General features: G+C 50.3%; 27 protein-coding genes. 14 read left to right on the top strand and 13 right to left on the bottom strand.

Translation table 11 applies throughout. The features are described 5' to 3' along the window. The first annotated feature begins 202 nt into the window (after nucleotides 1–202). The 3 genes from ACVBEF_RS06405 (at nucleotide 203) to ACVBEF_RS06395 (ending at nucleotide 1,588) form a co-directional block, all read left to right on the top strand. The gene (locus ACVBEF_RS06405) at nucleotides 203–559 is read left to right on the top strand and encodes a nucleotidyltransferase family protein (protein WP_447123105.1); all 357 of its coding nucleotides are present in this window, start codon (nucleotides 203–205) and stop codon (nucleotides 557–559) included. Nucleotides 560–823: 264 nt separating this feature from the next. Continuing rightward, nucleotides 824–1,267: a RadC family protein gene (gene radC, locus ACVBEF_RS06400; protein WP_447123104.1), complete on the top strand. Its 444-nt coding sequence runs from the start codon at nucleotides 824–826 to the stop codon at nucleotides 1,265–1,267. 12 nt (nucleotides 1,268–1,279) lie between these two features. After that, nucleotides 1,280–1,588, top strand: coding sequence for a hypothetical protein (locus ACVBEF_RS06395; protein WP_447123103.1), 309 nt, complete (start codon nucleotides 1,280–1,282; stop codon nucleotides 1,586–1,588). A gap of 397 nt (nucleotides 1,589–1,985) precedes the next feature. On the opposite strand, the gene ACVBEF_RS06390 is transcribed toward ACVBEF_RS06395, so the two are convergent. Both ACVBEF_RS06390 and ACVBEF_RS06385 read right to left on the bottom strand, forming a co-directional pair. Further along, on the bottom strand, nucleotides 1,986–2,126 hold the full coding sequence (locus ACVBEF_RS06390; protein WP_447123102.1) for a hypothetical protein: 141 nt from the start codon (nucleotides 2,124–2,126) through the stop codon (nucleotides 1,986–1,988). Further along, nucleotides 2,101–2,466, bottom strand: a complete 366-nt coding sequence (locus ACVBEF_RS06385; RefSeq protein WP_447123101.1) for an antitoxin VbhA family protein — start codon at nucleotides 2,464–2,466, stop codon at nucleotides 2,101–2,103. Before ACVBEF_RS06385 ends, ACVBEF_RS06390 begins: the two co-directional genes overlap by 26 nt. Nucleotides 2,467–2,678: 212 nt before the next feature. Here ACVBEF_RS06385 and ACVBEF_RS06380 point away from each other — a divergent pair, with 212 nt between their 5' ends. Continuing rightward, nucleotides 2,679–2,948 (top strand): ribbon-helix-helix domain-containing protein, encoded by a 270-nt coding sequence (locus ACVBEF_RS06380; RefSeq protein WP_447123100.1) that lies wholly within the window; start codon nucleotides 2,679–2,681, stop codon nucleotides 2,946–2,948. Then, nucleotides 2,945–3,196, top strand: a complete 252-nt coding sequence (locus ACVBEF_RS06375) for a type II toxin-antitoxin system RelE/ParE family toxin (RefSeq protein ID WP_447123099.1) — start codon at nucleotides 2,945–2,947, stop codon at nucleotides 3,194–3,196. The genes ACVBEF_RS06380 and ACVBEF_RS06375 overlap by 4 nt, the downstream gene beginning before the upstream one ends. Before the next feature lie 83 nt (nucleotides 3,197–3,279). Here ACVBEF_RS06375 and ACVBEF_RS06370 read toward each other — a convergent pair whose 3' ends face one another. The 11 genes from ACVBEF_RS06370 to ACVBEF_RS06320 are packed head-to-tail and all read right to left on the bottom strand — an operon-like array spanning nucleotide 3,280 to nucleotide 14,731. Continuing rightward, nucleotides 3,280–3,741, bottom strand: a complete 462-nt coding sequence (locus ACVBEF_RS06370; protein ID WP_447123098.1) for a lytic transglycosylase domain-containing protein — start codon at nucleotides 3,739–3,741, stop codon at nucleotides 3,280–3,282. A 15-nt stretch (nucleotides 3,742–3,756) separates the two neighbouring features. Beyond that, complete coding sequence (gene pilV / locus ACVBEF_RS06365; RefSeq protein WP_447123097.1) at nucleotides 3,757–5,469, bottom strand: shufflon system plasmid conjugative transfer pilus tip adhesin PilV; 1,713 nt, start codon at nucleotides 5,467–5,469, stop codon at nucleotides 3,757–3,759. A gap of 11 nt (nucleotides 5,470–5,480) precedes the next feature. Continuing rightward, complete coding sequence (gene pilM / locus ACVBEF_RS06360) at nucleotides 5,481–5,930, bottom strand: type IV pilus biogenesis protein PilM (protein WP_447123096.1); 450 nt, start codon at nucleotides 5,928–5,930, stop codon at nucleotides 5,481–5,483. Next, nucleotides 5,930–6,883: an ATPase, T2SS/T4P/T4SS family gene (locus tag ACVBEF_RS06355; RefSeq protein ID WP_447123095.1), complete on the bottom strand. Its 954-nt coding sequence runs from the start codon at nucleotides 6,881–6,883 to the stop codon at nucleotides 5,930–5,932. The genes pilM and ACVBEF_RS06355 overlap by 1 nt, the downstream gene beginning before the upstream one ends. A 26-nt stretch (nucleotides 6,884–6,909) precedes the next feature. Continuing rightward, a complete protein-coding gene (locus tag ACVBEF_RS06350; protein ID WP_447123094.1) occupies nucleotides 6,910–7,437 on the bottom strand; it encodes a type 4 pilus major pilin in 528 nt (175 codons plus the stop codon). Nucleotides 7,438–7,466: 29 nt separating this feature from the next. Beyond that, nucleotides 7,467–8,549 carry a type II secretion system F family protein gene (locus tag ACVBEF_RS06345; protein ID WP_447123093.1) on the bottom strand — a complete coding sequence of 361 codons (1,083 nt, stop codon included), beginning with the start codon at nucleotides 8,547–8,549 and terminating at the stop codon, nucleotides 7,467–7,469. Next, the gene (locus ACVBEF_RS06340) at nucleotides 8,546–10,099 is read right to left on the bottom strand and encodes a GspE/PulE family protein (protein ID WP_447123092.1); all 1,554 of its coding nucleotides are present in this window, start codon (nucleotides 10,097–10,099) and stop codon (nucleotides 8,546–8,548) included. Before ACVBEF_RS06340 ends, ACVBEF_RS06345 begins: the two co-directional genes overlap by 4 nt. A gap of 3 nt (nucleotides 10,100–10,102) precedes the next feature. Further along, nucleotides 10,103–10,621 (bottom strand): type IV pilus biogenesis protein PilP, encoded by a 519-nt coding sequence (pilP, locus tag ACVBEF_RS06335; RefSeq protein WP_447123091.1) that lies wholly within the window; start codon nucleotides 10,619–10,621, stop codon nucleotides 10,103–10,105. Beyond that, nucleotides 10,608–11,897, bottom strand: a complete 1,290-nt coding sequence (pilO2, locus tag ACVBEF_RS06330; protein ID WP_447123090.1) for a type 4b pilus protein PilO2 — start codon at nucleotides 11,895–11,897, stop codon at nucleotides 10,608–10,610. The genes pilP and pilO2 overlap by 14 nt, the downstream gene beginning before the upstream one ends. Further along, a complete protein-coding gene (gene pilN, locus ACVBEF_RS06325) occupies nucleotides 11,898–13,583 on the bottom strand; it encodes a PilN family type IVB pilus formation outer membrane protein (protein WP_447123089.1) in 1,686 nt (561 codons plus the stop codon). It lies immediately after the preceding gene. After that, nucleotides 13,583–14,731, bottom strand: coding sequence for a TcpQ domain-containing protein (locus tag ACVBEF_RS06320; RefSeq protein WP_447123088.1), 1,149 nt, complete (start codon nucleotides 14,729–14,731; stop codon nucleotides 13,583–13,585). The genes pilN and ACVBEF_RS06320 overlap by 1 nt, the downstream gene beginning before the upstream one ends. Before the next feature lie 110 nt (nucleotides 14,732–14,841). Here ACVBEF_RS06320 and trbB point away from each other — a divergent pair, with 110 nt between their 5' ends. From trbB to ACVBEF_RS06275, 9 genes are all read left to right on the top strand, one after another. After that, nucleotides 14,842–15,822, top strand: a complete 981-nt coding sequence (gene trbB, locus ACVBEF_RS06315) for a P-type conjugative transfer ATPase TrbB (RefSeq protein ID WP_447123087.1) — start codon at nucleotides 14,842–14,844, stop codon at nucleotides 15,820–15,822. Between the two features lie 20 nt (nucleotides 15,823–15,842). Continuing rightward, nucleotides 15,843–16,025 (top strand): hypothetical protein, encoded by a 183-nt coding sequence (locus ACVBEF_RS06310; RefSeq protein ID WP_447123086.1) that lies wholly within the window; start codon nucleotides 15,843–15,845, stop codon nucleotides 16,023–16,025. A gap of 12 nt (nucleotides 16,026–16,037) precedes the next feature. Then, nucleotides 16,038–16,346 (top strand): TrbC/VirB2 family protein, encoded by a 309-nt coding sequence (locus tag ACVBEF_RS06305; RefSeq protein ID WP_447123085.1) that lies wholly within the window; start codon nucleotides 16,038–16,040, stop codon nucleotides 16,344–16,346. A 3-nt stretch (nucleotides 16,347–16,349) separates the two neighbouring features. Then, on the top strand, nucleotides 16,350–16,658 hold the full coding sequence (locus ACVBEF_RS06300; RefSeq protein ID WP_447123084.1) for a VirB3 family type IV secretion system protein: 309 nt from the start codon (nucleotides 16,350–16,352) through the stop codon (nucleotides 16,656–16,658). A 159-nt stretch (nucleotides 16,659–16,817) separates the two neighbouring features. Further along, on the top strand, nucleotides 16,818–19,325 hold the full coding sequence (locus tag ACVBEF_RS06295; RefSeq protein ID WP_447123083.1) for a TraG/VirB4 family ATPase: 2,508 nt from the start codon (nucleotides 16,818–16,820) through the stop codon (nucleotides 19,323–19,325). Between the two features lie 145 nt (nucleotides 19,326–19,470). Further along, nucleotides 19,471–20,106, top strand: a complete 636-nt coding sequence (locus tag ACVBEF_RS06290) for a hypothetical protein (RefSeq protein ID WP_447123082.1) — start codon at nucleotides 19,471–19,473, stop codon at nucleotides 20,104–20,106. 17 nt (nucleotides 20,107–20,123) lie between these two features. Beyond that, the gene (locus tag ACVBEF_RS06285; RefSeq protein ID WP_447123081.1) at nucleotides 20,124–21,305 is read left to right on the top strand and encodes a hypothetical protein; all 1,182 of its coding nucleotides are present in this window, start codon (nucleotides 20,124–20,126) and stop codon (nucleotides 21,303–21,305) included. Nucleotides 21,306–21,327: 22 nt separating this feature from the next. Next, nucleotides 21,328–22,020 (top strand): hypothetical protein, encoded by a 693-nt coding sequence (locus tag ACVBEF_RS06280; protein WP_447123080.1) that lies wholly within the window; start codon nucleotides 21,328–21,330, stop codon nucleotides 22,018–22,020. Between the two features lie 13 nt (nucleotides 22,021–22,033). Beyond that, nucleotides 22,034–23,094 (top strand): type IV secretion system protein (locus tag ACVBEF_RS06275; protein ID WP_447123079.1); only part of this gene is annotated, 1,061 nt, incomplete at its 3' end.

The raw sequence follows: 23,094 nt of genomic DNA, 5'->3' as shown, positions 1-23,094 counted from the left end.
GGAATTATGCTTACGCAATCAGTCACCAAAAAAGCTCAATCTACTGCATTGATTTTTTAAATTCGACAGTGATGCTTTGGCGGGTTTTTTGTTAAACATGGTGCTGTGACATGGTCTGACGAACTCGATTTAGCGCCTGATGTGATGCACGAAGAAAATAAACGAAACAGGCAGTCGGTATTGGCCTGAGAGGAAAGACAAAATGCAGACTATGGAAAGTCATCCGCTGGATGTGGCGACAGCCACAACGGTAAAAGCCTTTTTGGAAAAAGTGAGCGCTGTATTTTCTGTACGTAGCGCGATCTTGTTTGGGAGTCGTGCACGAGGTGAGTTTATGCCCGATAGCGATGCCGATGTAGCAGTTCTGCTTTCTGGCCAACACGGTAAATTCATGGCCGCGAAAATGGCGATGTCAGATATAGCGTTTGACGTCATGTTAGACACCGGTATTCGTGTGGAGGCGCTTCCGGTTTGGGAGGATGAATGGGCCAATCCAGATACGTACAGAAATCCGTTTTTGCTGCGAAATATTGCAAGTGACGGAATCATCATCCGATGAACATTAGGTCACCACAAGATTTAAGCCTTAAAGCCCATCGCGCAATTGGATCTACTCAAGTACTTCATAACATCGGTGATATTGACGGTGCATGTAATCGTGCCTACTACGCGATGTTTGATAATTCACTGAATCCGACTTCGACGCACATCGATTTTTCCAGCACACTATTTGTTAAATACTGCTTGAGTTTTAGGACTTTAAGTCCTATATTGTGGTTAAGGCCGGTCGATTCGACAAGGCCAATACCCGGAGAAATGAAACATGACCTCTGATGACGCAATCATCGCTAAAGCATTACAAATTTTGTCCCGCCGCACACTACAGCCGGAAACATCGGCATCATCCCCAGAAGCCGTCAGGCAATATTTAACCCTCAAACTTGGCCAGCAAGAACGGGAGATATTTGGGGTTATGTGGCTCAATGTCGCAAATCGGGTGATTGCTTATGAAGAAGTATTTTTTGGCACACTCACGCATGCAAGTGTTTATCCTCGCGAAGTCGTTAAATCTGCTCTCAAACACAACGCAGCATCGGCGATATGTTTTCATAATCATCCGTCAGGTTCGCCCAAGCCTAGCCGCGCTGACGAGCAACTGACACAGGTACTCAAGGATACGCTTGCACTAGTTGATGTCCGGTTGTTGGATCACATCATCGTCGCTGGCTCGCAAACAATGTCTTTCGCTGAACGCGCATTAATCTAATAAAGGAAAATCATGTCCGAAACAAGAACACCGTATCTTGTTTCGGACCTTCGAGAAGGTCCGAAACAAGAAACGCTACTTGCGTTTGACGATCCCGAGTTTTGTCAGCCCAGTTGGCTCGATATTCGTACCGTCATACAACGTATTGGATTAACTGGCTCAGAAACCGCCACTCTCGTCGGAGTGGCTCCGCGTACTGTGCGCAAATGGATGAGTCCACCAGATTCAGCCAACCACACGCCCATGCCGTTTGCCGCATGGCGGTTGATCTTGATCGCCGCACATTTGGTTAATCCGCCGTCAATCGATATTTCTGAGTGATCTATTTCAACTAAAGGAAACGCGATGGCAATGCTAAGCGGCTTCTAAAAATGACCTGCTTTATCCAGCTTAATTTTTTAGATGGCACAAAATAAAACATCAATAATGGTGTCGGGATCTCCATCCTTTTGTGACTAAAGTATCCGGAAGCTAAAACACTAATTCAATCTTGCCCGAGAGATCCGAAGCCAATTTCAATGCAGCAGAAAAAGGTTTCTTTTTTCACTAATAAAGCCTGAAGTCTTCGGTAGTTCATGGGTATGTAGTAACTTAATCATTTGTTCGTCGCCCAAGCGTAGACCTGCCTTTTCGCGCCAGATCTTTTTGAAATAGTTAATTGCTTTGATATGAGGCAAGAAAATTTCAAGCAATGCGTATGGTTATTTTAATTTTCCGCTTATTGTAAATGCGCAGCATCGAAGTTGCCGCGCACCGGGTCAAGCTCTAGCTCGAAAATACGCTTGTACGTGTACTCGGCTTCGAGTTGTTCGCGCTGCTCTGGCGTCATTGCCTTACCGACTACTGGCTGGTGCTGCATCGGCCTTCACCTGAATAAACTCGGCAAGTTCAATTTCACCGTTGATAAACCGGCGCGTTTGCGCTTCTACTTCCTTGGATAGCTTGAAGCCCTCAAGACCGACGGACGCACGGGCAAAGTTGGCGGCGTTTTCACGGCGGCGACGTTCACTGGCTGAAATCACCTCATTAATTGCGTCATTGGCCGAGGCGCTCTGGCGCTCGCGCGCTTTGTTGACATAGGTGCGCGTAAATTCGCGTAGCACCTGCGCGGCTGGCCGATGTTCTTGCGAAGCGGCATCGGTGAATTCGGCGCGCAATTCCGGTTCGATTCTGAACGTCATCTGAACGTCTTTCGACATAGCGTTCCCCTTCTGAAGAATGATCATGTTGGCGTGTAAACCAGCCTCTATTTCAACTTAACGCTATATTAATGCACAGTCAATGCCCATACATTTATCCGTAAAACGCGCATTTGTCAGACGACGGCAATCGATCAGCTTCCCTCGTGATGTAAAAGATTGACATAGATTTACATCGTGCTAGCATCGAATTACATAATGGAGGAGATGTCATGGGATTGCATGTGTCGTTACCGGAAGAGTTGGAAAGGCTTGTTCACCAAGAAGTTGAAACAGGCATGTATGGCAGCGCAAGCGAGTTGGTACGGGAAGCCTTGCGCGATTTTTTCGATCATTTGGCAGGGTCTAAACTGGTAGACATGAAAGAGCTTCGCGAAGAGATGCAGGCACGGCGGCAGCGGGCGTTGAACAACCTCGATCATTTGCAGGGCGTTGAGGAAGCCTTCAAGGAATTGTCTGACAAGCATGAGCTTGAGGCATGACCTATCGCGGTATTCTGACGGAAGAGGCAAAGGCCGAACTCGATCACGAGATTGCGTATTCAAAAGAGCGGTGGGGTGTCCGGCAAGCGGCCGTTTATAAGCGTGAGCTTTTGGAACAAGTACGCAAGATTGTACGTAATCCTATGCTGTATCCGCTTAGCCCTGACCTTGGAGAGGGGTTACGCTTTGTGCGTCACAAGGGCAATTACATCATCTACGCGCTCGATGAAGAAAAAAAGTTGTGCTGATTGTGGGTTTTCCGAGCATTTACAAGCAATCATTAACATCAGTTAGTAGGTGAAAATATTCGTGATCCGTGCATGTACTAAAACTAGTGAACAGCCAACTTATCAAGCCCATATTTAATCCAAATCTTACGTACATCCGCCGCATACGGATCTCTGAATTTAGGCGTTTCACTGTGATACGCACCGACCGCCATCCAGGTATCACCATACTTTCGAATCATTTTTTTGTAGTGCCAGGCTCCCACGTAAATATTCTTGCACTGGTCTAACAGGTCCTGTTGTGAGACGCCATGTGTCGATAATTCTTTCAAGTGGATAGAGTTTATTTGCATGCAGCCGATATCTACCGAGCCATTGGTATTTTTGCTGATGGTCGCATCGCAGCGCCGATTTTCTTTGATTGAAATAGCTCTCAGCACACCTGAATTAATCCCCTGATATGCCGCTGCACTTTCAAAACAATCGCTGGCCATTGCTTGTCCCGCAATGGTGATATTCAGAGAGAAGAGGAGGACTAATGCTGTAGACGTTTTCCCTGACTTCATCCTACTTCTCCTGCTTCATAGTTGAGCGCACGTGATACGTGCAAAAGCGCCGCTATTGTCGCTTCTGCTGGAGCCGTCGACGATCCAATTGCCACTAGCGCCGTCTCGTATTACCTGGATATTCTCACTGCCGCCAGACCACTTGCCACCGACTTGCGTCACCGCGCAGTTCCATTTTGAATACGATAAATTCGTGCTGTATCTGCCCATGCCGCGAGACCATGAAAAGTCTGCATAACTCTTAATCCCTCCATCAATTTGGCTGACCCATTTGCCGATGGAGCGAATGTACAAATCATTGACGTTGGCCGAACCTGTGCTACTTTGCCGCTGCACATTGCCAGTTCCTGCACCGTTATTCAGCGCCAGACCCCAGTCATCGACGTTGGCAGTGATCGATCCTGTGGTGGTGATGGTGCCGGTATTCAGTTGCGCTCCATTGATGACGGTGCCCCCAGTGCCAGTGCAATCTAAGGACGAATTTTGCGAGCAAATCGTGCCATACGAATACATGGCATTGGTCGCGGTAAGCTGTGCGCCGGTGATCGCGCCTGCTGCGGTGACATTGCCACCGGCGGAGATACTCACCTGACTATCGGCTTGCTGGATCCATGGACCCCAGCCCGTGCCGGAAGCGCCCGACTGTTGATTGCGTTGCCAGACCCGGCCAGCCGCCGGACCTGTCATACCGACGGCACGTTGCGCTGTGTAAAAGTTGGTTTTATTGGGGTGACGATAGACCTCAAGAAATATCCAATCGGCACCAGCGGGCGAATTCGCGCTACCTGCACTATTGAAGCAGCGGCCATCATCTTGCATAGTGTTCAAGTCCGCTGTGCTGTAGACGCATTTGCCATCGCCGGAAGGGGTCCATAGCCCGGCCTGACACGATAAGATCAGTCCAGTGCCGTCCTGTGCAATCGCACCAGTGGCGCTGCATGCCGTGCCGATGGTGTGGACGGACGCCATGACGATCGGTGTGTTCATTTGATTTAATTGCGGTTGGCCGGGGATGGCGTTGCGATACAACACGCCTGCCGTTTTGTCGCCGCCCTGGAACCACAGTGCAACCACTGGATGACCAACGCGCAAGTTGACAGCGCCGGGTGAACCATCACAACCCGTACCAGCGTTGTTCGCATTAGCGTAGTTACCGATAGGTGTGGCCCAGCCGCCCATCGTGCCGCGCATGGTCGTAGGTTCTGATGAATAAATGCCGCCGCCGGTTGCGCCGATGACACCGGCTATCTGGCCCAGATCCACGTCATTGATCGCAGTGCCGCCCTCAGTCACAACAATCGCCTGAAGTTTGCCAGCGGTTGGTTGCACAACCAAACCGCACACGCTTTGACCGTATGAATTTTTTTGCGTGAATCCTGCCGGTAAGTAACTCGTTCCTGCGCCATTCAGAGTACTGGCGGTCACGATTGTGGGCGTTGTCGCAGTAGCGACCGCAGCAAGTGACGCATAGTTATCGTCCACATATTTCTGCATACCTAGTGCAAAGGTCGCGGTCTGTTGGCCGACGATACTGGTGCGCATATTATTGCCGTAAGAATCGGCGACAGCAGCCAGGCCAGCAATCACCGTTCCCATAATGCCAAGGGCGATGATGATCTCAATGAGCGTCATACCGCGCTGTCGCTTGAGTGGCGTTTTGCGCATGTTACTTGAAGCCGCTCTCCTTAATGATTGTTCGATGATTGTGTCGGCTGCATCATTTCTCATGTGTTCATTTCCTAATGTCCAATAGTGACGATGGCACCAATCGGAATCACCGCAGGCAACATAAATCCAGTGGCCGCACCAGACAAACTGGTCATCGTTCCATCCGATGTAGCGACACCGACCATCATGCTATTGCCGCCCAGATCGGCGATTCGCTTGACCGCATTGGCTGGCAGCGTGGTGTTGGAATAGGTATATAAAATCCCTGCTTGCACGATATTGGTCCACGCAGGGTTGCGGATATATCCCGTCTGAAAAGCCAGACTCGCATCGACGACAGTGCCGGTAGTCGCGGGATACTGATACATGTAGGACGACACCGAGGATTGGTACGACCAATAATTAGTCGCAACGACATCGCCAGCAACATTTGTCCGAAACGACATTTCTTGCGGCTCGTGGGTGGCGATGCTCCAGGTAAATAACATGGCACCAAACAGGGCGATCAGCATGGCGAACATTACGTAGTCCGTTCCTTTTGCATCAGCGTCTGGTTTAGCTGCAACTGCACTTCATTTTCAATCTGGTTGAAGCTCCGTTTACGGATGGTGGTGCGGATCGCCGCTGATTCAGCACCTTGCGGCATCCATAAAAAACTGACCTTGGGGCGTTTAATTCCGGCACCATCGGCTTCCAGTTTCTGGTGCAATACAGCGGTGATCCCATTCGCCAGCAAGCTGGCGACATCATCGGTATTACCCGCCTGCGCACTGGCTAATGCATACAGGCGTTCAATAGTGGTGGCGATGTTATCGGCGTGCGCAGTACAAATGACGAGACAGCCATTGATCGAAGCGCGTAATGCTTCAGCCGCACTTTCTGCGTCCCGTATTTCACCGAGAAAAATAATCGATGGTGCCCAGCGCGCCGCCTTGCGGCAGGCCTGCCCAAAACCACCTTGTGTCACGTCCGTCTGATAAATGACGCCTTCGCCATGCCGTCCTTCCAAGGGCATTTCAGGCGGATCTTCGACAGTGACGGCAACCCCGCCATATCTGGCAATCCGGCATTTAACCGTCGCCGATGCGGTTGTCGTTTTGCCTTGATTAAAGGAACCGGAAATGACCACCAGGCCAGTCATCTTGGCGCTCATCAAACGCTCGACATAACTTTTATGGATGCCAAGCGATTCCAATGGCGGAGTCGCGTCTGGAAATCGGCGTAGCACGTACACAATCTCATTGAGTGCCAGTAATATCGCGGCACGATAGATGACGCCGTTGTGCGTGACGTTAAAGTCTTCACGGCCAGTCGCGGCGGTGACGACTTCACATTTGGTGCGCAGTGCTTGCAATTCATCGGTGCAGCCTTGCGGCGCTGACGTTGGATCAAGTTTTCCAGGCACGCCGCCCAACAAGATTTTGTGTTGCCCCAGATAGATATTAGAAAACACCAGATCGCTTAGTTGATTCATTTGTCTTTTTCTGTTGCAGGCGCAGATTAGCCTTGGGTAGTCCAAACGATGCTCGCAGGTGCTGTTCCGCAATGGGCGCTATCACTCGCAATGTTGGGTGAGATCGGAAACGTGCTCAAAACAGTGCTGCCGACCTTTGCCGATTGCCATCCAACCGAGGCATTACTCAGCAGCGACGTGCAAATGTCTTCATTCATATTCGTGATCGCAATCGTAAAGTTGGTGTTGTTACCTGTGACCGTGACGGTGCCGCCCCAGACCGTGTTAATGGTGGAACCGCTGACCGTCATTGTTGAGGGAATTTTTTTCGATGAGATCAGCGCTTGATTCATGGAAGCCGTGCCATATCCGCCTTGCCCTATGAATAGTGATTGCGTCGACGATCTGATGCTAATGAGGTCGCGCAAGGCCTGAGTACTGGTGTTGCTAGAGTTCGCATTGTTAAATAGCGCAAGTGCACCGACGACCACGATTGCCATGATGCCAAGGGCTGCAATCATTTCCATCAGGGTCAGACCAGCTTGATATTTATATTTCTTAAACGTGTTTTTCATATGATTTTCCAAGATTAAAAAGTTTAAAACTAACTACCCATGCGTATTAAGTCGCCAAGCTGAAGCTGCATTTGCATCATCCCGGCAGCCATAAAAGCGACCAGCCCACCGACCAGTAACACAGCCACTGCAAATACAATATTCATCCGCATCTGAATCTGCTCGACCGACTCTTTGAGCCATTCTTCACCGAGCATGGCTAAAGCCTCATTGAATCCAGACAGACCCGCATAAACTCCGAGGTCGTCGATGATTTCGCGGTCTGGAAATTCATAGCCGGTACGCGCCAGCGCATCCCCCATGTTTAAGCCGGAGCGCATGACAGCGATACAGGCTTGTATTCGCGTCTTCAGCCAAGGTGAGGCCGTGGCGGCCATCTGTTCTAACGCCGTGATATTGCTCAAACCTGCATTGACTAAAGAGGCAATCGCAATGAGCCAGGTACTGCCTTGGATCACCCGATAAATACTGTACGGCGCGTAACGATCTAACTTGATACGCACAGCGCCATCGAGTCGGGATAGAGACCAGAAAAACAGGAAGACGATGACGATCGTTGCCAGCATGACTAACCAGAGCCATTGCTGTGCAAATAAACTCACATGAATCATCCCGCGTGCAAGACCATGCCAGCCATCGCCAGAATAGGCCTGGGTAAACGCGGGCACGATTTTGAAGCCGAATAGCCAGAGTACTGAGAAGGCCATCAAAACCAGAAAGATCGGATAGGCAAGCCCACGAAATATAGCTTTAGAAATAGCCTTCTGCGCCTCCATCGTTGTCGCGGTCGCAATCAATGCCTCCTCAACCCCGCCTGATTGCTCACCGGCGGCGATCAACATCATTTCTTGTTCGCTGACCCAACCGTTGAGTGCGATAGAGAGACGTTTACCGTTGCGCAGCGCCGTTGCCCATGCATCGAGTGCTAACGTTGTCGGATGATTTTTGCCGCCAGCGGCTATTCTGCGGTCCCGTATAGAAGTGATCGCTTGCAGTAGCTTGACGCCGTTTTTCATCAACTTGGCCAGCTTTAGCCATAGGCGTCTGCGCTCGGCAAAACCACGTTTGAAGCTGTAGCGCGCATACGCCAGTTCAATGTCAGCGAAGTTCATTGAGGACCTTCACTGAGATCGGAATCAAATACGACATCTGTTAGCGGTCCGACGATACTTTCAGTGAGGAAGGGGTCACAAACGCCTTCTTTGACCTTGGCAATGGCATGGTCCAGCATCGTCTTGCCACCCATTTCATTGCGCCAATAACGAATCGCACCGACTCGGTCGCGTCTGCGTGCAAAGGCCATTAATTTTTCATCGGTCACCACCACTTCAGCCACCACGGTGCGCCCCTGTATTCCGGTATGTACGCAGGCATCGCAGCCAGCGCCAATGACGTTGGTTTGGACCAGTGAGACCACTTTCATGACGCGCTGTAAATCCGCTTCAGCGTAACGCTCTGTGACCCTGCTGAGTGGTGTACGACAACATGGGCAAAGTACTTTTACCAGGCGCTGACACGCAATCCCGGTCACGATCGTCGGATCGCACACAAAATCGACCGGCGCGCCCATTTCGATCATTCGGTCCAGCAGGGCGAACCAACCATTGCCATGCAGGGTGGACCAGACATTATGTCCAGTCATGGCCGCTTGCACTGCGAGGCGCACCGATGGAGCGTCGCGCATTTCGCCGATCATCATGACGTCAGGGTCCAGACGCATAGCCGCTTTGATGGCTTTTTGCATGGCCGCCGAACGCTCTTCCTCGGTTGCGGCATTGATAATCGACGTTTGCACCGCTCCCGGAATCGGATACTCGGCGGGGTCCTCGATGGTAATAACGTGCTTTTGGCCCTTGGTGTCGCGGATGATGGTTAGCAAACGACGCTGGAGTGTAGTGGACTTGCCGCTTCCGGTCGGGCCACCGATGATATTGATACCAAACGGCTTCATCGCCATCACATCGAAAGCAGCGGCATGCTCAGCGGTGTATCCCAGCGCCAGCGCATCAAGCGATGTCCTGGCGTCGTCGTACAGCAAACGCAACACCATCACATGACCGTCAGTTTGTGCCGTGGTGGCGATCCGAATGCCATCTAATCCTGCCGGGAGTTTGCGCTTATTCGCAATGCGCGCATCTTGCGGCGAGCCCTTTTCAAATGTCGCTTCCGCAATGTCGGCCATCGCCTGATAGATCGCTGTTGTCAGCTCATCGCCAAATTCATAGGTATGTTCTGCTTGCCATTCCAGCGAGCCGTGGATGCGAAACAGGATGTGTGTTTTGGTGACGGTGCTGACGCGAATATGAATGTCAGAGGCACGTTTTTGAGTTGCCTCGTAAAATATCTGCTTGGCCGCTACCTGCATATTGGAAGTGGCTTCTCCCTTTTCATACTGACTTACTGCTGTATATGCTTTTGAGATAACCGACATCTCGACTGGATGAATGGTATGCGTAACTTCAAGTCGCTTGATGCGCGCCATGAAGCCTTTGACCTCCGCAGTAAACATATGCGATCTTGAGACCAACAAACGACCATCCGGCAAGAAGCAGAGTATTTCCTGCTGGCTTGGTTGGAGTTCGTATGGACCACCTTTAGCGGTAAGCGGTATGCCGATATTTTCTACTGCATCAGCTTGGATGGCTTTGTTTGGCAGGCTCATGGATTAGCGCCCCGGTAGTAAGGGCAATACACCACTCGCGTCAGGCAGACGAAACTGTAGTCCTGCTGGTGCTACCGGCTGACGGGGCGCTTCCTCGCCAAAGGCAAGAATCAGATTTTCTTTGCCCCGGGCTAGCGCGACGCTATTGATAGTGACTTGCTGCACGCGCCAGCCACCACGAATTTTGTCGCCGCGTTTTACGGTTTGCCTGACACCGCCCGCAAATAACAGGGTGGCCGACAGCTTGTCATCGATGCCTTCAATCCCATACACCACCGGCGCAGACGCATTGCCATCCTGTGTACTCATCGCACTGGCATCAGGAAAAAATCGATCTGCTGCCGCCTTCTTTTCCAAATACTGGCCGCGCATGTCCTCGTCGGCTTTTCTGGCTGCCCAGATTGCGCGCGACTGGCTCAATTGCTGGAGTTGCTCAGCAGTGTTTTCGACGGCCAGTGCCGTGTTAGCTGAAAAACTGGCGGCCATCGCTGCGGCCATCAATACACATTTATGGTTGTACATACTGAACCCCCTCTATGTTCCAGCGCATGACGCCATCGATAATTTTGGTTTGAATACTGCCGACCCTAAAGCCATCCCCGTCAAATAGCGGCACCAGAATCTCCGGCGGCAGAGTGCTGTCGTTGACTGACCAGACAACTTCTTTCCAATCTCTGAAGACTTGCTTCTGTCCAGGTAACACTGGCAGTGGTGCTGCCTCAGCAAGGGTCAGGTTTTGGTGATGGATTTGCGCCAGGTTGTACAGCTCGCCCATACGCGCTTGTTGCACCGGGACTTTTTCATCTGCGCTGGATATTGGGCCTAATGGCACGCTGAAAGTGGCGCTGCTGCCAGCGCCATAAATGACAGCGCCCGGCACAATCGCGCGTAAGTCAGCGATCGTGCCGCCGTCAGCGCGGGTCCAATTCAGGGCTAACGTCTCGCCCTTGCACAGAATGTCGCTGAGGCTCCAACTACCAGGAAACAGAAACGGGATATTGTTGAGGGCCGTATTGCAGGCAACGGTAAAAGCCGCTGCGCCAGGAATCGTTTTCCACGGATGTTCAAGTCGTTGCACATGGTTGGCCGTAGCCGCAGCATCTGCCGATTGTTGTGCCATGAATTGCGCAAGCTCTTGCACGGTTCGCCATTTTTTCCACTGCATGTAGCCGGTGAATATGGCGATCAGTACGATCGCGATAAGCAACGCAGGCAAATAGGCTTTCAGGTCTTTAATGCTTGATTTAACCGGCCGCACGGCCCACCACTTTTTGAACGCAAGTTTGTCGCCCTTCTTCGGAAAGAAGTCTTCAAATTTATTGCGTTCCTTAGCGTTTTGTACTTGCCAGTGTGACGGCGCATAAATCAGCTCCCACTCGCTGGTTGACAGGTCTGCCAGCATCCGAATGCGGATTTCATCTTCCGTCCCGAGTTGATCACCGTCATACAGAATGACCCCGGAACGCTGCGCTACATACAGCCACTGGTCTTTACTAACCTCTGTTGCGCAGAGTACATTGCGGTCCCCGCCCTCCATTTCGACCGTTTCGGAAATCACTGCAGCCGCCGATAGCAAGCCTGCTTTACCCATGTCGGTGCTCGAACAAAATCCCACTTGCGGGTTAGCGCCAGTACGCACCACCATCAAGTCGAAATTTTGTTCCTTAGCGATTTTTTCAATCTCAGCTTTTCTGACCGTAGGTGCCATGCCCGGCAACGGTTGCCAGAACAGCCCGGAGACAAAGAGCCGTCCTTTGTCGCCAAACTCAAAAATCTGCAGCGTAGTTTCGGTAGTCACTCAGGCATCTCCTAATATCGGTTGAATCAGGATCACCAAAACGGTACGTCCTTTTTTGCCAGCGACACCGCCACCCAACGCCACATTCGACGCACTTCCCACGCCCTGTTGACTGGTCGATTGATTCGACTGTTCGAACCCCGTCAGTACCAGTGTTTCGCCGGAGTTCATCTTTACGCGTTGGAGGAAGTTGCGGGTATCCACATCCGGCATTTGAATCGTCGCGTCGCCAGAAGTAATTTCGTTGAGTTTCAACAGGGATGAAATATCGATGGAAAATTGCAGCATCATTTCGCCTTTATCCAGGATATGCGGCACTAATGACATCGAAAATCCCGTACTAACAAGTCCAGGCTGCATGGTCGTGGTCGATCCAGCACCTTGGGTCACAGTGGTGGTAGAAGAGGCGAGGTAGGATGTTTGACGCCCTATCTGCAAGGGCGCTGGCTGATTATTCAGCGTCGTCAATGTCGCTGAGGTGATTTGCGAAACATTGCCCTGCTTGGAGAGTGCTGACAGAATCGCTTGTGAACCTGCCCAGGGACTTTTATTCGTGCCACCGCCCAGCACTTTCAAGGTCAGGCTGGTCGCCGACGGATCGGCAGCAAACGCATTGGTTAAGCCAAGGCTAAGATTGCCCGAGAGCGAGCTGTAGAGCGCATTCCAGTTGATGCCGTACTGGTCATCATCTGAGAGGTCCACCGCCAAAACGCGCACATTCACGTTGACTTGCTTTGATAAGGACGCGTTCTGGCTTTCGATGAACGCATGCATGCGTGCCAGATTTTGTGGTGTATCCGTCGCAGACGCGGTGCCCGTTGCCGGTGTTACCGAGTATTTTTTGGTGGATGACATTTTGTCGAGTGTTTGCTCGATCGCTTTCCAAATCGACATATTCGAAAAAGAAGTGCTGGTGGTCGATGAGCCACCGCCAGAAATGGCATTGCCGCCAGTAGCAGAGCCGTCATTGCCTGATCCCGACGATCCGCCAGTCGCCCCACCTGTCTGGCTAGTGATGGCGCGTTGCAAAGTCGTGTCGCCCGGAATGCCCTTGAGTTGCCATGTTTGGGTCGTGTAGCGAAACAGGTTGTAACTGCTACCCGTCCATTCCCAGCTCACCCCAAAACGTGCAGCGGCCACATCCAGAAAACCTTTGAGCGTGCCGTCGTACACCAGATTCACGCCACCCAATTGACCACCACCTGGCATTTGACCAAGTGGAGCAAAGTTAGGCAGTGCTGGCAATGGCGGCTTCGGTGCCGATGAAGTTGACCCTTGCCCGACCGTTCCAGACATTGATGATGCCGCATCACCAATCGGCATTTGCGCGTCCGGCGCGACGCTCACCGGAATGCCCGTCAATGCGGTAATACGCTCGGCCACCTCCTGAATGCTGTGGTAGCTACGGTTCGATGCATACCGGCGTTCGCTGGCATCGATGCTGGCCGATTGCGCTGCCAGCTCGGCAGCCTTACGGGTTGGTAGCCACAAAGCCTCAATGCGCTCAACGGACGAAGATTTTTGCGCTTGGATTGCACCCGGTCCCTGCCGCGCTTGTGTGAGTAAATCTTGCGCTTCAACATCACGGGCCTGGATATCTTGCTTAATCGGTGCAATCAACCCGGTCGTGCAACCGGTTAGTGCAGTCGCTACGGTAATTGTGGCGAGGAGTCGTTGGACCGTCATTATTTTTTCTCCATGATGCGCAGGACGTGATTGGTTTGATTCAGGGAGTAAAACCGTGCGACCATTCCGGCCCCGTTGTTGTTGAGGGCGTCAATGACCTTTTCTACTGCGTCTTCAAACGACAAGCCTTCAAGACTGATATCCCGGTCGGCAACCAGATCCGGTGCCTCCCACGCTAACTTCCATTTGTTGGTGTTCTGGCTCCATCTGCCGATGGCTGTTGAGATGTTTTCGCCCTTGTCGATTTTCCAGCGTTCAAGCGCCGGAGTCGGAACCACTTCTTGCACTTGCGATGGCAATGGCGATAGCGCGGTAGCAAGCTCGGCGTCGATGACGGGACTCACTGCGGTAGTCGTTCCGGGAAGGTCGGTGCCGGGTAATTGCAACTCTTCTGGCGTTTCCGTGATGGGCTGTGTTTTAGCTTGTTTCTGGATTGGTGTGACCTGAATTGCGCTGACAAGCGACCCGGCTTGTGTGTTGAGAAGTGTATCGATCATTGCAATCGCGCTTGCCGCATCGACCTGACTAACTTGCGCTGCAGCTTTCAACATTTCCAATCGTGTATCTAGCTTCATTAGTAACGTTGTTGCGGAAACGCGTTGAACCGAAACATCTGTTGATGAGGAGATGTTTGACTGATGCCACGCATCGAGAATCTGGATTTCGCTAGGATTTTCAGCATCGACGAGCGCGACGGGGTTGTTACTTATCGTGATCTGAATGCGATCAGACGCAAATCCTTGACGTAGCAACCAGATACGAATTGCTTTTGCTCTATTTTGAGCGAGTAATTGATTTTTTCGCTGGTCAGGACGACCGGTAATGGCAATGTATTTATTGTCCATTAGCGGAAGAAGCGTGCTTAAGGCTTCACTGCTGCGATCTGGTAATACGGCGCTATCTTTCTTGAATATGATTGAAAATGTATTTATGCTCTTGCGCCGAATAGTCGTTGTCGCTTCGTGTTGGACACCTGTTACTTTAGCAACCGATAGCGGCGGATTCATACGTAAAGCGATACTTATAGGTACAGCCGTATAGGTGAAAAGTTCGTCATCTATCACCATATATCCGGCATGAGCGGGTTGTGAGAGTGATGCCAGAATGGCGAGGATCAGGAGACTGTTTCGAACGGGATGATTTTGCATGTTATCCATTCCGGGAATGATTATAAATTTAAGCATTGCATTATGTTACGAGGCTAATCATAATAAAGCAATGCTGAAATATACTTTAGTGACTAAAGGAATTGTTAAAAATGACCGTAACAGAGGGCATATCCGATGAGTTACATGAACGGCGATTAGAGAGTTTGCGCTATGCCATGGGGCCGGTCATGCTCGATTATTTGTTGCGTCCAGACGTGGTGGAAATTTTTCTTAACCCTGATGGGCTGCTATGGGCAGAGGAATTCGGAAAAATGTTTGTTATTGGAGAAATGTCGCCGACGAATGCGATGATATTTCTACGCCAGGTAGCGTCATCTTTGGATCAAAAAGTATGGAAGGAAAACGCGATTATCGAAGGAGAGTTGCTTCTGGATGGTTCGCGTTTCGAGGGCATTGCTCCACCCATCGTCGATCAGGTTGCATTCAACATCCGCAAAAAAGCATCGCGTGTCTATACGTTGTCGGAATACGTTAAGCACAGTATTTTGCCGTTCTCTATTGCGGAGATGCTCAGAGATGCGATTGCGGGTCAGGATAATATTTTAGTAGTAGGTGGAACAGGCTCAGGAAAAACAACATTTTGTAATGCAATTTTGCATGAAATGAACGATATTTGCCCGGCTGCACGGGTGTTGTTGATGGAGGATACGAGGGAATTGCAATGCAGTCTGAGAAATAAGGTGCCAATGCGCTCATATGAATTTGCATCAATGCAGCGGCTTTTGAAGGCAATCATGCGTTTGCGACCAGATCGTATTGTGGTGGGGGAAGTACGCGGTATGGAGGCGCTTGCTTTGCTGAAAGCATGGAACACAGGGCATCCGGGTGGGTTGTGTACGGTGCATGCCAATTCTGCGCTGAAAGGTTTGTACCGTCTGGACCAATTAATCTCGGAAGTTTCCGCGACACCACAACGCACTCTGATCGGCGAGGCTGTGCAGATTTCCGTGTTCCTGGCGCGCACCAATGAAGGTCGGCGCGTCAAAGAGGTCGTCCGCATTCATGGATATAACGAAAGTACTAACAAATATGAGCACGAAATGTTGTATCAGTACGCCGCTCGCGGTTAGCGGTCATTTATGGAGGAAATATGCAACCTATGCAATGTACGGCAGACGCACATTTAAGTTCGGCGTTGTTGTTGGGAATACCAGGAATTGTGTTGGTGCTGGGGTGGTTGGTTTGGACCTGCTACGGCGCGCAGCAATGGAAGCCGATTATCTTGGCGCGTCGGGATGCATTGCGTTCTAAGTTGATTAATTTGTTTAAATGAAGAGGTAGGGAAATGGCTAAAAAAAATATCGCTGGCAAAGTTACATTCGCCGCGTTGCTGATACTTTATTTTGGGGCAGCGCTGGCTGGAAATGCTGATCCGCTCGGTAGTGGCATGTGCAAGGTGGTAGACATGTTGACTGGAAAATGGGCGTTTGGTATTTCGGTCGTGGCACTGGCGTCGGTTGCTACCGCGTTTCTGTTCGGTGTCGAGATGAGCGAAATGATGAAAAAAATCGCCGGTTTCGTGACCGCGGTAGCGTTTCTGGTATTCGGCGGTAGCGTGCTGAAGTTTATTTTCCCTGCCATGGTAGGTTGTTAATTCATGGCAGCGCCAGTTCGCTTGTCACTGATCAGGCGGCAGACGTGGATGGGGGGCGACCGGCGCATTGTGGGCGTGGGAATGATCATCGGCATCTTGCTGGGATGGATGCTGATGAATTCTTATGGCTGGTTCTATGCGTTGCCTATAGGCGCTTTCTTTTGGTTAGGAGGCATCTGGATGGGGCGTGAGCTGGTGGCTTCTGATCCGTACGCGTTTGATGTCTGGCGACGGCATATTCGTTATAAAAAATATTATTCGGCAGGCGCACACCATGCTTCTCCCGTGCCAAAGGTTAAAGATTTCATTTAACTTTGGACTTACGCAAAATCGCCCCAGCGGCGTTGTGCTCTCCTAGCCGTACGTTCGTACTGTCTTCGTCGGCACGCCTTGCTGGGACGGTTTTGCGTAAGTCCTATAACTATTTGGGGTAATACAGGGTTAAGCGAATAATTATTATCAGGAGTTTGTATGCATGCCCGAGTTGATTTTTTTGCGAGTGAATTTCGCAATACCCGTCAATCGTATGGGGATTTGTTACGACACGAATCGGTGATTGAAAACGGTATTATTTTGGGTAAGGGTGGTGAGCTCATTGTGTCATTCCGGTTCCGTGGACAGGATTTGCAATGCGCTTCCAGGCCTGAGCTGGAGCAGATCTCTTTGCGGGTTAACACTGCGGTTAAAAAACTCGGGACAGGCTGGATGTGGCACACCACGAGTTCGCGCCGCTCATGCGAAGAATATATTGATGAAGGTGCTTTTCCCGATCCGGTAACAAGAGCGATTGAGGCAGAGCGACGCACCCAATATCAGCAAGAGGGTACGCATTTTCAAAACGATTATGTATTGACGGTGACATACTTGCCGCCAGTTCTGCTGGCAAGCAAAATTCGTTCGCTGGTATTTGAAAAGGAGGAAGGCCAGGTGCTCGATGATGCGGCGCTTGGCAGGAAAGAATTACAGTATTTTAAAAAACGCGTCGACGAACTTGTGTCTGAACTTTCGAGAGATTTAGGCGGCATGGAAGCGCTTCGCTCAGAGTGGATATACGATCCTGCGACGATGAAAATGATCCATGTTGATCATCAGTTAGGCTTTCTGTTGTGGTGTGCTGTGGGGATTCATCAGCAGGTCAGATTGCCGCTTCGGGTGGCACCAGTCGGACTGGATGCGATCATTGGTTCACAGCCTTTTTACGGCGGTATTCGTCCTCAAGTCGGCAAGAAACTGATTCGGATCATCTCCATTGAGACGCCGCCAGAGTCGGGTACTGAGGTCGGGATGCTGGACATACTCAACAGCGTTCCTGTTGAGTATCGTTGGACTACGCGATGGATTGCGCGTGACGCTGAGCACGCTAAGTCTATTCTTGCCGACACCAGGCGCAAATGGCGGCAAAAAATACGCGGTTTTGTTTCACAAGCGACTGGTCGTAATACCGGACAGGTGAACGAAGATGCGGTGAAAATGGCCGCTGACACAGAAGCTGCGCATACCGATATCGATTCTGGTCAGGTGTCGTATGGGCATTACACCTCGACCATTGTTCTGATGCACGAAGACCCCACGGAGCTGGAGGCGGCTGTTAGTTATCTGCTGAAGACGCTGCGGTTTTCACATTTTGTGGTCCGCGATGAAGATGTCAATACAGTAGATGCGTTCATGGGCAGCATTCCCGGACACGGCTATGAAAATGTCCGTCGGCCGTTGATGCATTCATTGAATCTTGCCCATCTGTTGCCACTGTCATCGGTATGGCAAGGCCCGGTTAAACACCCTTGTTCCTTCTATCAGAAAGCCTACAAAGCCGGAGAGATTGTTCCGCCCCTGTTTTACGGCGCAGCGTCAGGCGGGACGCCTTTCAGAGTTATTTTGCATAACGACGATGTTGGACACAGCTTGGTTGTCGGGCCGACCGGGGCGGGTAAAAGCGTCATTCTTGGTTTGATGGCCATGCAGCATTTCAGGTATCCCAACGCCAAACTTTTTGCCTTTGAAAAAGGAGAATCGATGTTCGTTGGTTGCGATGCCGCCGGGGGTGATCATTACGCCTTTTTGTCGGATGACGATGAGAGCGCAAAAAAATTCGGCTTGTGTCCTTTTGCCCGAGTACATCGGATTGGAGAGCGGATTTGGGCAGCTGACTATGTAGAGACTTTGTTGCAACTGAACGGCATTACGGTTGATCACAATCTGTCGAAAGAGATACTCAATGCACTGGAATTGCTGGGGACGAGGCCAGTACACATGCGGTCCTTTACGGAGTTGGCGATCATAGTTCAATCTGAGCATGCCAGAGAAGTTTTAAAACTATATGAAACGCAACTCGCCGCTGGAATGCTGAACGCCAGAGCGGATTCAATTTCACTCAACCGGTTTACGGTTTTCGAGATGGAATACTTGATGTCTATGGGCGATAAGCACGTCGTTCCAGTACTGCTTTATTTGTTTCGTGCGATTGAGCGTGCGTTAGATGGCAGCCCTGTGATGATCATTTTGGATGAAGCATGGCTGATGCTGGATCATCCATTGTTTCAGGCAAAAATTAAGGAATGGTTAAAAGTTTTGCGTAAGGCAAACGCACTAGTTATTTTTGCTACGCAAGAGTTGGAAGATCTGGCCGGGTCGAAAATTAAATCCACTATTTATCAGGCGTGTAAAACAAGAATTCTGCTTCCTAATCCCGCTGCGACAAGCGATGACGGCTATAAGCTCTACAAAGAGCTTGGGCTGACATATCGCGAAGCAGAATTACTCCAATATGGTGTGAACAAACGCGATTACTTTTTTTCTTCACCTTCAGGCAGGCGCATGTTCCAACTGGAACTGGGACCGGTTGCATTATCTTTTGTTGCTACATCCGGCAAAGACGATCGTGTGAATGCACGTAAGCTCAAACAGCTGCATGGTGACGGATGGGTAAGTCACTGGCTTAGTGAACGCGGGATTTCGCCGAGGGTATTGGTGGGTACATAGCCAAGGCTCTTAAAGTATTTGCTTCAAGTTTTAGTGACTAAAGAATTATTATGCAATTAATATATGCTATTGTTGTTTTGTTGTAGATGCCTCGCGAGGAGGGTATGCTTCGGACTCTCACATTGACTGCTCGGAAGAGATAACTATGCTGAATAAAATCAATGCAAAAATCAACGCCACCAAGATTCTTGCTGTTTGCGTAACGGTTGTTCTGTCTGGTTGCGGTAAAGAAGCGAGCACCCCGCAGGTGGTCGCACCACAATCAGCATTGGAAAAGGGTATTTCCACCTATCTTGCCAATCGACATCAATGCATCACTGTCACTTCTCGCTGGCCAGCGACAGCGACGGCAGGTTCAAATACTTATAGCAAGCTAGACAGCTTCGTCAGTGCTGGATTATTGAAAGTTGAGATCAGCACATCTGGCAGTATTTTTTCGCCGACTGATATCGGCAATACGGTTTTTGTTAGCAAAGATGGTTCTCAACAATTGTGTCTTGACGTTCCAGACATCGTTCAGGTGACGAAAGTAACGCCGATCAAAGAAAGCGGGAAAAAGGAATTCAGCGAAGTAACCTTTTCATACCGCATCAATAACATCCCTGAGTGGGCGAAGAATACGAAGGTAAAACTGGCCTATGCGGTGATTGCAGAAAAAGCAGACGGTCAGGTCCTTGTCGCAACTGAGTATTTCCATGAAACATCAAACGGGTGGGAAGTTGTGAAGAGCGGTAATGACGCGTTTTTCGGCACGAAAATGAAGCCGATGCGGCCGCTGTGAAAATCGAAAATAGCACGATGCGCAACCTTCAACGATTCAGTATTTCGCTGCTGTCGGTAGGCTTGGGGGCGTGTGCCGGAATGGTATGGGGTCAGCAACAGACATGGCTGTTGGCGCTGGCCGTATTACCTGCGATTCTTTGGATTGAGTCGGCCCATCGTGTTCCCGCATTTTTGACTATGCTGGCGTATTTTTTAGCTGCAAGCAGAGGATTACCTTCCGGTGCCGCTGTATTTTTTGGTGAGTATGCCTCGTGGTGGTTGGGTGTATTTCTCTGGCTGGGCGCGGCGCTCTTGAGTAGTTTGCCGTGGTTGTTGTTTTGGCGAACTTCTCGGAAAAGCAGGGCGTTATGGTTGCCAGTGATCTTCCTTATCTCGGTACTTCCTCCGCTGGGCTTTATATCCTGGACTTCGCCATTGCTCTCGGCAAGCGTGATTTTTCCCAATTTTGGTTTCTCAGGACTTTTGCTGCTCGTTTGTGGATTCATTGCATGGGCATATAGGATTAAAACGCTCGGCTTATGCTTCGTGATTTTCTCCACCGTTGCTATCGCGACAGAAAAGCCACTAGCCGCTCCAGTTGGTTGGGTTGGAATCAACACGTATTATGGGAAGTTATCCAGCGATGCCGGTGCGGAAGATAGTCGAGAGACTTTTCGACGTATCAATGATGTCCGTCGCATTGCAAAGAATCAGTCACGCGGCGAACTTCAACTATTTCCAGAAACAGTTCTTGGATCGGTTGACCCTGTGTTGGCGAAGGTAGTTAGCGAGGTGTCAGTAGCGCTGGCAAACAGAGGCGGTAGTATTTTGATTGGCGCAGAGTTACCCGGTCATGAGATGGGTAGTTTCACGAATGCGGTAATGGGTCTGGGTGCATTGGATGGCCTGGTGGTGCGACAACGTGTACCGGTCCCGGTTGCGATGTGGCGACCGTGGCAAAACACCGGTGCTGTTGCTGATTGGTACGGTGACGGCGTTGTGGGTGTATTAGGATATAAAAGTGCAATATTAATATGTTATGAACAGTTAATACTGTGGCCAGCTATTCTTTCTGAGTTATCCCAGCCGGAAATTGTCATTGGGATTGCTAATAATTGGTGGGCTAGTAACTCTTCGATTCCAGCTGTACAAGCGCAGTCGTTGCATGCCATTAGTAGGCTGTTCGGTTGGAAGTTAATTTCATCGGTTAATCTCTGAATTATTAAAATATTAAAATGTTATGTTAAATAAAATAATCACAGCACTCTTATGGGTAATCAGTCTTGTCACGGCACCGGTGCATGCTGGTACCGTCGCTGGGACCGGTGGTGCGACAGAAATCACCCAGCTGCTCAACAATGTCCAGTTGGTGATGCAATACACCACGCAGATACAGCAATATGAATCTCAGTTGCAAAATCTTCTTAAGCAAAAAGATTTGTTGACGTTAAATCCGAGGGGATACATTACCGTCCTGGCAAATGCCGCTGAGGGCGGGGAGGCGCTTGGATTGGGTGGGGCGCGCATCACCAAAAAGCTTGAAACTGCTTATGGGTCGGACTACAAAAAAAATGCTGCGTATTCCAGTCAGGATTTTGAAACATGGATGAAAACCACGAAGGATAGTATTCGCGGCGCGATGAAAAGTGTCGGAGTGCAGCAAGACGATATGGCCAGCGAGGCGGATCTGATCATGTCGTTGAAGACCTTGTCGAATTCATCGGCAGGGAATTTGCAAGTTTCACAGACGGGTAACCAAATCAGTATTCAGATGTTGCAGCAGTTTCAAAAATTGCGACAAATGAATCTGGCGCAGGCCAGCGCGATGAATGCGCGCATGTTGGCGGTCCAAAATAAAGAAGAACAAGATCGTGCTGAAACACAGCAGTTTTTCGGTGGCGCGGTAAAGCCGATGCGATCTTTGATCAACTAAAAGGGCTATGTCCATGAAAAAGAGTCATCTCTTAATACTACTTTCGCTGATGCTGTCTGGATTTTCAGTTCTGGCGGCTGAAACGTCTTTGCCAACGGTGATGAATACCCTGCAATCGACATCCGTTGCCGTCAATTCCCAGCTCACTACTATGGCGCTACGGACGCTGGGTGCGGCATTGTTGTTGCAATGGATTCTGACAAACTGGAAAGAACTATTCAGTGGTGAGATTACGTCGTTATTTCAGAAGATTGCCGGACTAGTGACATGGGCCGGAATCTGTTTTTGGGCGATGGGGAATCAGGATATTTTATCCACGATGTTCACCGGGTATTTGAACATGGCGTCAAATGTGACTGGTATCAAATTTACGCCGGAAAATGTGTGGGCCAACGGAGTCGATCTCCAAAACAATATGGTGATCGCTTTCAATAACCGCACTGGGGCTGCGGACTCGCTGTATTCGTCATTGAAAAATCTGCTGCCGTCATTGTTGTTAATGCTGGCTTGTCTGTTGATTCTGGTGTCGTACGGGGTGATCGCAATATCCATCCTGGTCGCGGTATCTGAATTTTGGTTGATGTTCACAGTGACTCCTATCGCCATCGCTTTACTTGGCTTACAGGCCTTCCGGGATCAAGGTATGGCGCCATTGAAGGGGGTTATATCGTTAGGCATGCGATTGATTATTTTAGGCGTGATTGTCAAGATTCTTGCGAGCGTGCAAGCCGAAGTTGTTAACGCTTTTGAGAACATGCCGCAGGTGAACCCGTTGGAAATTGTGTGGTACGCGTTGGGTGGCGTATTTGCTTGTGCTGTGATGGCTTTCAATGCGGGGAAAATTGCTTCTGCAATCGCTTCCGGTTCTTCGAACTTCAGTGGCTCTGATGCTATTCGAGGTGGTTTGCAAATGGTCAGTACTGCTGCTGCGGTAGGAACTATGGGAGCAACGGCGGCTAGTGCGGCAATGAGCGCGAGCTCGAATCCGGCTGGGATGGGTAACGGACCGATTGGTGGAGGCATGCAGTCGTTACTCGGTGGTGCGAGCGGTAGTGGTGGTGGCGGTAATCTGGG

The organism is Glaciimonas sp. GG7 (assembly GCF_052976905.1).
Note: the sequence above shows the minus strand (reverse complement) of the source record. Positions and strands in the feature narration are given on the sequence as shown.

Excerpts from the sequence above, each read along its gene's own strand:
- ACVBEF_RS06405 (WP_447123105.1), top strand. The coding sequence starts at position 203 with ATGCAGACTATGGAAAGTCATCCGCTGGATGTGGCGACAGCCACAACG.
- radC (WP_447123104.1), top strand. The coding sequence starts at position 824 with ATGACCTCTGATGACGCAATCATCGCTAAAGCATTACAAATTTTGTCC.
- ACVBEF_RS06395 (WP_447123103.1), top strand. The coding sequence starts at position 1,280 with ATGTCCGAAACAAGAACACCGTATCTTGTTTCGGACCTTCGAGAAGGT.
- ACVBEF_RS06390 (WP_447123102.1), bottom strand. The coding sequence starts at position 2,126 with ATGCAGCACCAGCCAGTAGTCGGTAAGGCAATGACGCCAGAGCAGCGC.
- ACVBEF_RS06385 (WP_447123101.1), bottom strand. The coding sequence starts at position 2,466 with ATGTCGAAAGACGTTCAGATGACGTTCAGAATCGAACCGGAATTGCGC.
- ACVBEF_RS06380 (WP_447123100.1), top strand. The coding sequence starts at position 2,679 with ATGGGATTGCATGTGTCGTTACCGGAAGAGTTGGAAAGGCTTGTTCAC.
- ACVBEF_RS06375 (WP_447123099.1), top strand. The coding sequence starts at position 2,945 with ATGACCTATCGCGGTATTCTGACGGAAGAGGCAAAGGCCGAACTCGAT.
- ACVBEF_RS06370 (WP_447123098.1), bottom strand. The coding sequence starts at position 3,741 with ATGAAGTCAGGGAAAACGTCTACAGCATTAGTCCTCCTCTTCTCTCTG.
- pilV (WP_447123097.1), bottom strand. The coding sequence starts at position 5,469 with ATGAGAAATGATGCAGCCGACACAATCATCGAACAATCATTAAGGAGA.
- pilM (WP_447123096.1), bottom strand. The coding sequence starts at position 5,930 with ATGTTCGCCATGCTGATCGCCCTGTTTGGTGCCATGTTATTTACCTGG.
- ACVBEF_RS06355 (WP_447123095.1), bottom strand. The coding sequence starts at position 6,883 with ATGAATCAACTAAGCGATCTGGTGTTTTCTAATATCTATCTGGGGCAA.
- ACVBEF_RS06350 (WP_447123094.1), bottom strand. The coding sequence starts at position 7,437 with ATGAAAAACACGTTTAAGAAATATAAATATCAAGCTGGTCTGACCCTG.
- ACVBEF_RS06345 (WP_447123093.1), bottom strand. The coding sequence starts at position 8,549 with ATGAACTTCGCTGACATTGAACTGGCGTATGCGCGCTACAGCTTCAAA.
- ACVBEF_RS06340 (WP_447123092.1), bottom strand. The coding sequence starts at position 10,099 with ATGAGCCTGCCAAACAAAGCCATCCAAGCTGATGCAGTAGAAAATATC.
- pilP (WP_447123091.1), bottom strand. The coding sequence starts at position 10,621 with ATGTACAACCATAAATGTGTATTGATGGCCGCAGCGATGGCCGCCAGT.
- pilN (WP_447123089.1), bottom strand. The coding sequence starts at position 13,583 with ATGACGGTCCAACGACTCCTCGCCACAATTACCGTAGCGACTGCACTA.
- ACVBEF_RS06320 (WP_447123088.1), bottom strand. The coding sequence starts at position 14,731 with ATGCAAAATCATCCCGTTCGAAACAGTCTCCTGATCCTCGCCATTCTG.
- trbB (WP_447123087.1), top strand. The coding sequence starts at position 14,842 with ATGACCGTAACAGAGGGCATATCCGATGAGTTACATGAACGGCGATTA.
- ACVBEF_RS06310 (WP_447123086.1), top strand. The coding sequence starts at position 15,843 with ATGCAACCTATGCAATGTACGGCAGACGCACATTTAAGTTCGGCGTTG.
- ACVBEF_RS06305 (WP_447123085.1), top strand. The coding sequence starts at position 16,038 with ATGGCTAAAAAAAATATCGCTGGCAAAGTTACATTCGCCGCGTTGCTG.
- ACVBEF_RS06300 (WP_447123084.1), top strand. The coding sequence starts at position 16,350 with ATGGCAGCGCCAGTTCGCTTGTCACTGATCAGGCGGCAGACGTGGATG.
- ACVBEF_RS06295 (WP_447123083.1), top strand. The coding sequence starts at position 16,818 with ATGCATGCCCGAGTTGATTTTTTTGCGAGTGAATTTCGCAATACCCGT.
- ACVBEF_RS06290 (WP_447123082.1), top strand. The coding sequence starts at position 19,471 with ATGCTGAATAAAATCAATGCAAAAATCAACGCCACCAAGATTCTTGCT.
- ACVBEF_RS06285 (WP_447123081.1), top strand. The coding sequence starts at position 20,124 with ATGCGCAACCTTCAACGATTCAGTATTTCGCTGCTGTCGGTAGGCTTG.
- ACVBEF_RS06280 (WP_447123080.1), top strand. The coding sequence starts at position 21,328 with ATGTTAAATAAAATAATCACAGCACTCTTATGGGTAATCAGTCTTGTC.